Source organism: Micromonospora acroterricola, from assembly GCF_003172955.1.
Classification (GTDB): Bacteria; Actinomycetota; Actinomycetes; order Mycobacteriales; family Micromonosporaceae; genus Micromonospora; species Micromonospora acroterricola.
Window position 1 is genome coordinate 46,366 of record NZ_QGKR01000158.1, and the last position, 9,851, is coordinate 56,216.

The 9,851-nt window shown below is 74.3% G+C and carries 9 protein-coding genes; 7 read left to right on the forward strand and 2 right to left on the reverse strand.

Features of this window, described 5'->3' with window-relative positions; all coding sequences use genetic code 11:
• Positions 1–158: 158 nt before the first annotated feature.
• Positions 159–1,589: an ATP-binding protein gene (locus DKT68_RS09225; RefSeq protein ID WP_109816997.1), complete on the reverse strand. Its 1,431-nt coding sequence runs from the start codon at positions 1,587–1,589 to the stop codon at positions 159–161.
• A complete protein-coding gene (locus tag DKT68_RS09230; RefSeq protein WP_236646802.1) occupies positions 1,586–3,253 on the reverse strand; it encodes an FAD-dependent oxidoreductase in 1,668 nt (555 codons plus the stop codon). The genes DKT68_RS09225 and DKT68_RS09230 overlap by 4 nt, the downstream gene beginning before the upstream one ends.
• 152 nt (positions 3,254–3,405) lie before the next feature.
• Here DKT68_RS09230 and DKT68_RS09235 point away from each other — a divergent pair, with 152 nt between their 5' ends.
• The 7 genes from DKT68_RS09235 to DKT68_RS09265 form a co-directional block, all read left to right on the forward strand.
• On the forward strand, positions 3,406–5,640 hold the full coding sequence (locus tag DKT68_RS09235) for a hypothetical protein (RefSeq protein ID WP_109816998.1): 2,235 nt from the start codon (positions 3,406–3,408) through the stop codon (positions 5,638–5,640).
• Between the two features lie 25 nt (positions 5,641–5,665).
• On the forward strand, positions 5,666–6,157 hold the full coding sequence (gene smpB / locus DKT68_RS09240) for an SsrA-binding protein SmpB (protein ID WP_109816999.1): 492 nt from the start codon (positions 5,666–5,668) through the stop codon (positions 6,155–6,157).
• A 137-nt stretch (positions 6,158–6,294) separates the two neighbouring features.
• Positions 6,295–6,687: an SCO5389 family protein gene (locus DKT68_RS09245; RefSeq protein ID WP_109817000.1), complete on the forward strand. Its 393-nt coding sequence runs from the start codon at positions 6,295–6,297 to the stop codon at positions 6,685–6,687.
• Positions 6,688–6,900: 213 nt separating this feature from the next.
• Positions 6,901–7,326, forward strand: coding sequence for a TOBE domain-containing protein (locus tag DKT68_RS09250; RefSeq protein ID WP_109817001.1), 426 nt, complete (start codon positions 6,901–6,903; stop codon positions 7,324–7,326).
• Positions 7,323–8,117 carry a molybdate ABC transporter substrate-binding protein gene (gene modA / locus DKT68_RS09255; protein WP_109817002.1) on the forward strand — a complete coding sequence of 265 codons (795 nt, stop codon included), beginning with the start codon at positions 7,323–7,325 and terminating at the stop codon, positions 8,115–8,117. The genes DKT68_RS09250 and modA overlap by 4 nt, the downstream gene beginning before the upstream one ends.
• Positions 8,114–8,929: an ABC transporter permease gene (locus tag DKT68_RS09260; RefSeq protein ID WP_407940712.1), complete on the forward strand. Its 816-nt coding sequence runs from the start codon at positions 8,114–8,116 to the stop codon at positions 8,927–8,929. The genes modA and DKT68_RS09260 overlap by 4 nt, the downstream gene beginning before the upstream one ends.
• A partial coding sequence (locus tag DKT68_RS09265; RefSeq protein WP_109817003.1) for an ABC transporter ATP-binding protein occupies positions 8,926–9,851 on the forward strand: 926 nt, incomplete at its 3' end. The genes DKT68_RS09260 and DKT68_RS09265, both read left to right, overlap by 4 nt.

Below are 9,851 nucleotides of genomic sequence, written 5' to 3' on the forward strand. Positions count from 1 at the left end.
CTCCACGGGCCCTCCTCCGGGACGGATGCACGGACGCCGCCCGACAATACTTGCCGCGACCGGCCGGTGTCTGCACGTAATCGGCGCGTCGCGACGCCACCACGGTCAGGGCGACGGTCACGGCACCGGCCGCCAGAACGGCTGGGCAGAACCCGGCGTCAGGACGGCTCCTGGCCTTCGGCGACCGGCAGCAGCACCCGGAAGGTGGTCCGGCCGGGCTCCGTCTCCACCCGGATGTCGCCGTGGTGCTTGTGCACCACGATCCGGTACGAGATGTCCAGCCCCAGCCCGGTGCCCGCGCCCACCGGCTTGGTGGTGAAGAACGGCTCGAAGATGCGCGGACGTACCTCCGGGGGGATGCCGGGACCGGTGTCGGTGATCTCGACCGCCAGCAGCTCGCCGACGCGCCCGGTGCGGACGGTCAGCACGCCCTTCTCCCCCATGGCGCCCAGCGCGTTGTCGATCAGGTTCGTCCACACCTGGTTCAGCTCGGCGGCGTACGCCGGGACCGGTGGGAGGCCGCGGTCGTACTCGCGGACCAGCTTGACCTCGGCGGGGATCTTCCCCTTGAACATCACCAGCGTGGCGTCGAGCAGGTCGTGCACGTCCACCACGCGGTGCGGCGCCCGGTCCAGCTGGGAGTACTGCTTGGCAGCGCCGACCAGCCCGGAGATCCGGGTCACCGCGTCGCCGATCTCGCGCATCAGCAGCTCGGTGTCGACGGTGTAGGTGAGCCAGCGCACCGCCGCCTCCAGGTCCGCCGGGCCGACCGCCTCCTTCACCCGCCCCAGCCAGGCCGCGTCGAGGCCGCCGCCCACCAGGATGGGCGCCAGGTCCCAGGCGCCGCCCACGCCGTGCTCCTCCAGCCAGTCGGTGAGGGTGTCCTCGGCGTCGGCCGTGGCCATCGGGGTCAGCTTCGGCGCGGTGGCCACCCGGGCGACGGCCTCCTCCTGCAACGCGACGAGTCCGTGCAGCGCCCGACCGTCCAGCCGACCGTCGGCGATCATGGCGAGCTTGTGCCGCATCCCGGCGACCCGGTCGCGCAGCACCGAGGTGGCCCGTACCGCCGCCGCGGCCGGGTTGTTCAGCTCGTGGGTCAGCCCCGCCGAGAGCGAGCCGAGGGCCAGCAGCCGCTCCCGTTCGCCGACGATGGTCTGGCTGTCCCGCATCCCAAAGAACAGCCCCTCCAGCAGGTGCATGGGCATCGGGAACCAGGTCCGCAGGGCGTGCGCGAAGTCCTCCGCCGGCAGCACGAAGAAGTCCGCGTCGGTCACCGCCCGCAGGCTGTTGCGGTACGTCTGCTCGACCTGGTCTCCGAGGTACGCCTGCGTGGCGCCGCCGTACACCCCACGCTGGTCGGTCCGGCTGACCTCGACGTCGTCGCCGCGCACCTGCCGGCTCAACGCCACCGCGCCCCGCAGCAGCACGAAGAAGCAGGTCGCGGCCTCGCCCTCGCCGTACACCAGGGTGCCGCCCGCGCGCTGCTCGACCCGGCCGTGCTCGGCCAGCCAGTCCAGCTGCCCGTCGTCGAGGGCCTCGAACAGGAACAGGGTGCGCAGCTGCGCGGCTGTCAGCCGATCGGTGGTCACTGGGCCTCCAGGTAGCGGTGCACGAGCGACACGGCCATGGCGCCCTCGCCGACGGCCGACGCGACCCGTTTGACCGATTCGGCGCGTACGTCGCCGGCGGCGAACACCCCCGGCAGGCTGGTCTCCAGGTGGTACGGGTCGCGCGACAGGGACCAGCCGGCCGGCCGCCGCCCGCCGCTGATCAGATCCGGGCCGGTGACGATGAAGCCGCGCCCGTCGCGGACCAGCACCCCGTCCAGCCAGTCGGTCCGCGGCTCGGCGCCGATGAAGATGAACAGCCAGGAGGTGTCCACCGAGCGGGCCTCCCCCGTGCGAGTGTCGCAGAGGGTGAGGCGTTGCAGGTGGTCCTGCCCGGCGCCGCCGACCACAGCGGTGTGCGGGTGGACCGTGATCCGGTCGATGCGCTCCAACTGGTCGATCAGGTATCGCGACATCGAGGCGGTCAGGTCGGCGCCCCGGATCAACAGGTGCACCCGGGCCGCGTACCGGGAGAAGTGCACGGCGGCCTGGCCGGCCGAGTTGGCCCCGCCGACGATGTAGACGTCCTGGTCGACGCAGCTCGGCGCCTCGGTGGCCGTGGAGCCGTAGAACACCCCCCGGCCGGTGAAGTCGGCCAGCCCGGGGGCGTCGAGCACCCGGTAGGAGACCCCGGTGGCCAGCACCACCGTGTGCGCGGCGATCTCGGTGCCGTCGCCGAAGCGCAGCAGCCGGGCGCCGCCGGCCTCGCTCAACCCGACGACCTCGCGGGCGCTGAGCAGCTCGGCGCCGAACTTCACCGCCTGCCGCCGGGCACGGTCGGTCAGCTGGGCGCCGGAGACGCCGTCGGGAAAGCCCAGGTAGTTCTCGATGCGGCTGCTCTGCCCGGCCTGCCCGCCGGTCGCCCGCCGCTCGACCAGCACGGTGCGCAGCCCCTCGGAGGCGCCGTACACCGCCGAGCCGAGGCCGGCCGGGCCGCCGCCGATCACCACCAGGTCGTAGAAGTCGGACGCCGGCACGACCGTCAACCCGGCCAGCCCGGCCAGCTCGGCCTCGCTCGGAGCGATCAGCGCCTTGCCCTCGGCGGTCACCACGAGCGGTACGTCCGCCTCGGTGGCCCCCGCCGCGTCGAGCAGCCGGGCGCCCTCCGGGTCGTCGGCGAGCAACCAGCGGTACGGCACCAGGTTGCGGGCCAGGAAGTCACGGACCTTGAACGACGGCGCCGACCAGCGGTGCCCGACGACCCGGATCTCGGTGCTCGCCGCGTCCGGCGTGACCGCCCACGCCTCCAGCAGGCCGTCCACCACCGGGTACAGCTTCTCCTCCGGCGGGTGCCAGGGCTTGAGCAGGTAGTGGTCCAGGTCGACCACGTTGATCGCCTCGATCGCGGCGTCGGTGTCGGCGTAGGCGGTGAGCAGCACCCGGCGCGCGGCCGGGAAGATGTCCATCGCCGCCTCGAGGAACTCGACACCGGTCATCTCCGGCATCCGGTGGTCGGCCAGCAGCAACGCCACCTGCTCGCCGCGCAGCTTGACCTCGCGCAGGGCGTCCAGCGCCTCCGGCCCCGAGGAGGCCCGCAGCACCCGGTAGCGGTCGCCGTAGCGGCGGCGGATGTCCCGTGCCACCGCCCGGGAGACCACCGGGTCGTCGTCGACGGTCAGGATCACCGGGTTCGCCATGGCGCCCATGAAACCACCTGCCCGGGTTCGGCCGCACGGGGCAGGGGCGGCCAGCGCGCCGGGGCGGGGTTGGTTGGCCACGGGACGGGTAAGCCGGGTCGCCGCGCGGGCTGGCCAGACATCGACGACCCGCCGGACTGCCGCGCACACTCGGGGGGCCCATGGCGGACGCGTCGCCGACCGGACCGACCACGGACCGGGTCGTGGAGCTGCGGGTGCACGGCGTCTCCGGCGCGGGGGCCGACCAGGTGCTGGACCGGCCGCACGTCGAACAGGTCGCCGGGGACCGCAACGGCGGGTTCTACCGCACGCGGCCGGGCTATCCCGGCGAAACGGGGACGGCCGGGGTGACGCTGGAGGCGTACCGCTGGAGCGACCTGCCGTCCGGCACGGCCGTGCGGACGCTGTCGCTGGTGTTCCTGCTGCCGTTCATGCTCTGCAACGTGGCGCTCTGGATGCGCCCGGCGACCCACGCCTCGAAGCACGGCATCGTCGCGCTGTGCCGGCTGCTCGCGCTCACCCTCACCATGCTGTACGTGCTCTCCATCGTCGGGGTGGCGCTGGACCTGATCGCCTGGCGGTGCATGGGCAGCCCGTCCTGCATGGCGGGGCGGAGCTGGTTGTCCTGGCTCGGAGGGCGCTCGCCGGGCCTGCGCCTGGGCGTGATGTCGCTGGTGCCGGCCGGCGCCGTCGGGCTCGTGTGGTGGCTGGGGGCACGTCCGGGCCGCCCGTTCGAGGCGTTCCGGAACCCGGCGCCGGCGGCCTCGGAGCACCGGTTGAGCGGCGTCGGCCAGTGGGACGCCGCGCCCCTGGTGGGCAGGCTGCGCTCGGTGCACGTCGCCGCCGCGTTCGCCACCCTGGACGGCAGCCTGCTCGCCGCCCGAGCCAGCCAGGGCCCCTCGTGGGAGATGGTGGTGCTGCTCGTGGCCACCGGGGCGGTACTGCTCGCCTGCCTCGTCCTGCTCGCCACGGTGCGGACCCTCGACCGGCCCGGTCAGGGGACCCGGGTGGACCAGGTCACCCGGGGACTGCGCACGCTCACCTGCGGTCTGACCATCCTGGTGGTGGTGCACACCATCAGAAGTCCGAAACCGTGGCCGCAGGGCGGGGAGCTGCCCGGCTACGGCGCCATCGTGGCCTGGCTCTTCGTCAGCCAGACCGCGCTGCTGGCCGTACTCGCCGCGGTGGTGATCTGGCGACGCGGTGGGCCGCCGGGCAGCTCCCCGCTGCGCGCGCTCGGCGCGCCGGTGTTCGTCACGATCGCCGCCGGGCTCGCCGTGGCGTTCTCCGCCGAGCTGGACTACCGGGTTGCGGACCTGCTGGACCGGAACGGGGCGACCGCGGACCGGCTGGCCACCAGCCCGCCCCTGCCGTACAAGTGGGCGATCTTCGGGTTCTTCATCGCGGTGCTGACCGCGGTGCTCGTCGGCGGCGTGGTCACGGTGCTGACCCGGCGGCGGCGGTGGCGGGCCGCGCGGGCGATCGTGGCCGCCGACTTCCCGCACGCGCCGCCGGAGGCGTCGGCCCGGCTGCGCCAGGTCGAGCGGTCGGTGGCCCGCGCCCGGTTCACCGAACGACTGGAGCCGCTCGCCATCGCCTACGCCGGACTGGCCGCGCTCGGCCTGGCCACGAGCGTGCTCGGCCTGCTCCAGCTCTACCCCGGCGACGTCATCCAGCGCTACGTCGGGGTGCCCGCCGACATGGTCAACTTCCTGATCGGAATGGGCAGCTACGCGATCGCCGTGATCATCCTCGGGCTGGTGATCGGCGGCATCTTTGCGTACCGGACGGCGCAGTTCCGCCGGTACGTGGGCGTGCTGTGGGACCTGGGCACCTTCTGGCCCCGGGCGGCGCACCCCTTCGCCCCGCCCTGCTACGCGGAGCGGGCCGTGCCGGAGCTGACCCGGCGAATCACCTACCTGGTCGATCAGGGCGAGTCCGTGCTGCTGGCCGGACACAGCCACGGCTCGGTGCTGCTCGCCGCCACGGTGCTGCAACTGCCGTCCCGGGTCACCGACCGGCTGGCCCTGCTGACCTACGGGTCGCCGCTGCATCGGATGTACTCGCGGCTGTTCCCCGCCTACGTCGACGACGAGGTGTTGCGCGAGATCGGCGAGCGGGTCGGCTGGCGCTGGAGGAACCTGTGGCGCGACACCGACCAGCTCGGCGGCTGGATCTTCGCTGCGCACCGGCCCGGGAGTCGCGAGACGCCGACCGGGCCGGAGGCGACGGTGGACCGCCGGCTGACCGACCCGCGCGACGTGGTGACGCCGCCGTACGACAGTGTGCCGCCGCCGATCGTGTCGCACCTGCCGTGCGAGTCGGACGAGGCGTTCACGGCGGCGGAGCGGGACCTGACGGAGCGGCTGCGCGCGGACCGGCGGCGGTCCGGCTGAGCCGCCGGCCGGATATCGTCGCCGGGTGACCCCGTCCAGGCAGCCCGAACGCCGACTGATCGCCTCGAACAAGAAGGCCCGGCACGACTACACCGTGCTGCGCACGTACGAGGCGGGCATCGTGCTGGTCGGCACCGAGGTGAAGTCGCTGCGCGAGGGGCGGGCGTCGCTGGTGGACGCGTTCGCCCACGAGCGCGACGGCGAGCTCATGCTGTACGGCCTGCACATCGCGGAGTACGCGTACGGCACGTGGACCAACCACGCCCCCCGGCGCAACCGGAAGCTGCTGCTGCGCCGGGCCGAGATCGACCGGATCCTGGAGAAGGTCCGCGAGGGCGGGGTGACCCTGGTGCCGTTGTCGATGTACTTCGACAACGGCTGGGCCAAGGTCGAGCTGGCCCTCGCCAAGGGCAAGCGCACCTACGACAAACGGCAGTCGCTGGCCGAGCGGGACGCGAACCGCGAGATCGCCCGCGAGCTGGGCCGACACCTCAAGGGCCACCCCCGCCGCGCCTGACCTTCGCCTGATCGCCCGGAAACCGCGGGACGGCGGTGTGGCGCGCCCGGACATCGTTGACGTCGTCCAGAGGACGTGGTGTGCTCAGTGCGCGCCGTTAACGACAACGGCTTTCATTGCCAAAGCGAAGGAGAACCATGTCGCTCACCGTCTCGCCCGCCCTGCTCGACGCCGCCGAACGTGGCCCCGTCGATGACGACGCCTTCATCGCCTGCGTCCGCGACTCACTGCCGTACGCCTGGGCCACCGTCAGCCGGGTGGTCGCCGAACTGGAGTCCAGCGGGGCCGACCGCGCCGACAACCTCATCCCACCCCCGACCGACGCCGACCGGGGGCAACTGCTCCGGGCGCTGGCGAGCGACGCGATCCGGGCCGGCCTGGAGCGGCACTTCGGGGTTCGCCTGGCCTTCCAGAACTGCCACCGGGTGGCGGCCTTCCGCCCCGACACGGTGGACGGGCCGGCCTACCGCCGCTTCGTCTCACCGCGCGGTCAACTGCTCAACCAGTCGCCCGAGCTGCGCAACTGCTGAACCCCCGCGATGAGCCCGCCCCATCCGCGGCCGTGCCCGGGTGGGGCGGGCCCACGGTCTGGGCGACCACAGGGAGAGTGCCATCGACGCGGCCGCGGGCCTCGGAGGCGGTCGCCGCAGATCGCACCTGCGGCCCCGAAGAGCGCTTCGAGTACGTAGAAGCTGGCCTCTCGGTCCTTTCGCGCTGGCAGATGCGGCCGCTAGGGTGAGCCGGTGACGATGTTCCGGATCGGTGAGGCGGCCGACCTGCTCGGCGTCAGCGCCGACACGATGCGCCGCTGGGTGGACGCCGGGCGGCTGGCCGCCGGGCGGGACGAGCACGGCCACCGGGTCATCGACGGCGTCGACCTGGCCGGCTTCGCGCGCGCCCAGGCCGCCGACCCGGACGCGGGCGCCGAGCGCTCCTCCGCCCGCAACCGGCTGCGCGGCATCGTCGTCGACGTGCGCAAGGACACGGTGATGGCGCAGGTCGACATCCAGGCGGGCCCGTTCCGGGTCGTGTCGCTGATGAGCCGGGAAGCGGTCGACGAGCTCGGCCTGCGGGTCGGCTCGGTGGCCGTCGCGGTGATCAAATCGACCACGGTGGTGGTGGAACGCGCCGCACCCGCCACCCCGTCGAGGGCGAGGGCCGGCGGATGAACGGGCGAGGGCCGCGTACGACGGCTGCCGCGCTGGTGGTGGTGGCCGCACTGGCGGCGGCCGGCTGCGGCGGGGGCGACGACCCGGCGACGGGCGGCGGCGCGGACGGCCGGGTCACCGGCACGGTGACGGTCTTCGCCGCCGCCTCGCTGACCGAGTCGTTCACCCGCATCGGGCGGGACTTCGAGGCCGCGAACCCGGGCAGCACCGTCACCCTCAACCTGGCGGGCAGCTCCGCCCTGGCCAACCAGATCAACCAGGGCGCGCCGGCGGACGTGTTCGCCTCGGCCGCCCCCCGCAACATGACCACGGTGACCGAGGCCGGCAACGCCGACGGCATGCCGAGCATCTTCGCCCGCAACCAGCTGGTGATCGCGGTGCCCCGGGGCAACCCGAAGGGCGTGACCGGGCTGGCCGACCTGACGCGGCCGGGCGCGAAGGTGGCGCTCTGCGCCGACCAGGTGCCCTGTGGCGCGGCCGCCCGCACCGCCCTGGACGCCGCCGGCGTCGCGCTGACGCCGGTCACCCTGGAGCAGGACGTGAAGGGCGCCCTGGCCAAGGTGAAGCTCGGCGAGGTCGACGCGGCCCTGGTCTACCGCACCGACGCCCGCGCGGCGGCGGCCGACGTGACCGGCGTCGAGTTTCCCGAGTCGGCGCGGGCGGTCAACGGCTACCCGATCGTCGCGCTCAAGGACGCCCCCAACCAGGCTGGCGCGCGGGCCTTCGTCGCGTACGTCCACTCGGCGCCGGCGCAGGCGGTCCTCGCCGAGGCGGGGTTCCAGGCGCCGTGAGCCGGGCCCTCGACATCGCCGCGCCCCGGCGGCGCGGCCGGGTGCCGGCGGCGCTGCTGATCCCGGCCGGGCTGGGGCTGATCTTCCTCGTCCTGCCGCTGGCCGGGCTGGTCCTCCGGGCGCCGTGGACGACGCTGCCGCAGCGGCTCACCGAGCCGGGGGCGCTGACCGCGCTGCGGCTGTCGGTGCAGACCGCGACCCTCGCCACCGTGCTGTGCCTGCTGCTCGGGGTGCCGTTGGCGTGGCTGCTGGCCCGGGTGGAGTTCCCCGGCCGCCGACTCGTCCGCGCGCTGGTCACCGTGCCGCTGGTGCTGCCGCCGGTGGTCGGCGGGGTGGCGCTGTTGCTGGTCTTCGGCCGCCGTGGGCTGCTCGGCGGCTGGCTCGACGCCACGTTCGGCGTCACGCTGCCGTTCACCACCGCGGGCGTCGTGCTGGCCGAGTCGTTCGTCGCCATGCCGTTCCTGGTCATTGCCGTGGAGGGTGCGCTGCGCGCCGCCGACCACCGCTACGAGGAGGCCGCCGCGACGCTGGGCGCCGGCCGGTGGACCACGTTCACCCACGTCACGCTGCCGCTGGTGGCGCCGGGGCTGGCCGCCGGGGCGGTGCTCTGCTGGGCCCGGGCGCTCGGGGAGTTCGGTGCCACCATCACCTTCGCCGGCAACTATCCGGGCCGGACGCAGACCATGCCGCTCGCCGTCTACCTGGCGTTGGAGACCGACCTGGAATCCGCGATCGTGCTCAGCCTGGTGCTGCTCGCCGTCTCGGTGGGCATCCTGGTCGCCCTGCGGGACCGCTGGATGGCCGGCCCGTGACCGCGTCGCTGCTCGACGCCCGGCTCGTCGTCGACCGGGGCGCCTTCCGGCTGGACGTGCCGCTGCGGGTCGCGCCGGGCGAGGTGGTCGCGCTGCTCGGGCCGAACGGCGCCGGCAAGACCACTGCGCTGCGCGCCCTGGCGGGGCTGCACCCGCTCACCGCCGGGCACGTCAGCCTCGACGGCGTGGACCTGGACCGGCCGGCGAACGGAGGCTGGGTGCCCACCGAGCGGCGGCCGATCGGCGTGGTCTTCCAGGACTACCTGCTCTTTCCGCACCTGAGCGCGTTGGACAACGTGGCCTTCGGGCCGCGCCGGCACGGCGTCGACCGGCGGGCGGCGCGGGCCACGGCCCGGGGCTGGCTGGGCCGGGTGGGGCTGGCCGAGCACGCGCACCGCCGACCCCGGCAGCTCTCCGGCGGCCAGGCGCAGCGGGTGGCGCTGGCCCGCGCGCTGGCCGTCACGCCGTCGCTGTTGCTGCTGGACGAGCCGCTCGCCGCGCTGGACGCCCGTACCCGGTTGGACACCCGCGCCGAGCTGTACCGCCACCTGTCCGCGCACCCGGGCGCGACGGTGCTCGTCACCCACGATCCGCTGGACGCGCTGGCGCTGGCCGACCGGCTGGTCATCGTGGAGGACGGCCGCGTGGTGCAGGAGGGCGACGGCCCGAGCGTGACAGCCCGCCCCCGCACCGACTACGTGGCCCGGCTGGTCGGGCTCAACCTCTACCGGGGGCGGGCCGACGGGCACGGGGTACGGGTCGCGCCGGAGCTGACCCTCACCGTCGCCGACCGGCTGGACGGCGAGGCGTTCGTGGCGTTCCGGCCGGCGGCGGTGGCCCTGCACCCGGCGCGACCGGAGGGCAGCCCGCGCAACACCTGGGCGGGCACGGTGGCCGGTGTGCAGCGGCACGGCGACAACGG

What these genes read in the sequence shown, in the direction of transcription:
- DKT68_RS09230 (WP_236646802.1), bottom strand. Translation starts at nt 3,253, where the DNA reads ATGGGCGCCATGGCGAACCCGGTGATCCTGACCGTCGACGACGACCCG.
- DKT68_RS09235 (WP_109816998.1), top strand. Translation starts at nt 3,406, where the DNA reads ATGGCGGACGCGTCGCCGACCGGACCGACCACGGACCGGGTCGTGGAG.
- DKT68_RS09245 (WP_109817000.1), top strand. Translation starts at nt 6,295, where the DNA reads ATGTCGCTCACCGTCTCGCCCGCCCTGCTCGACGCCGCCGAACGTGGC.
- modA (WP_109817002.1), top strand. Translation starts at nt 7,323, where the DNA reads ATGAACGGGCGAGGGCCGCGTACGACGGCTGCCGCGCTGGTGGTGGTG.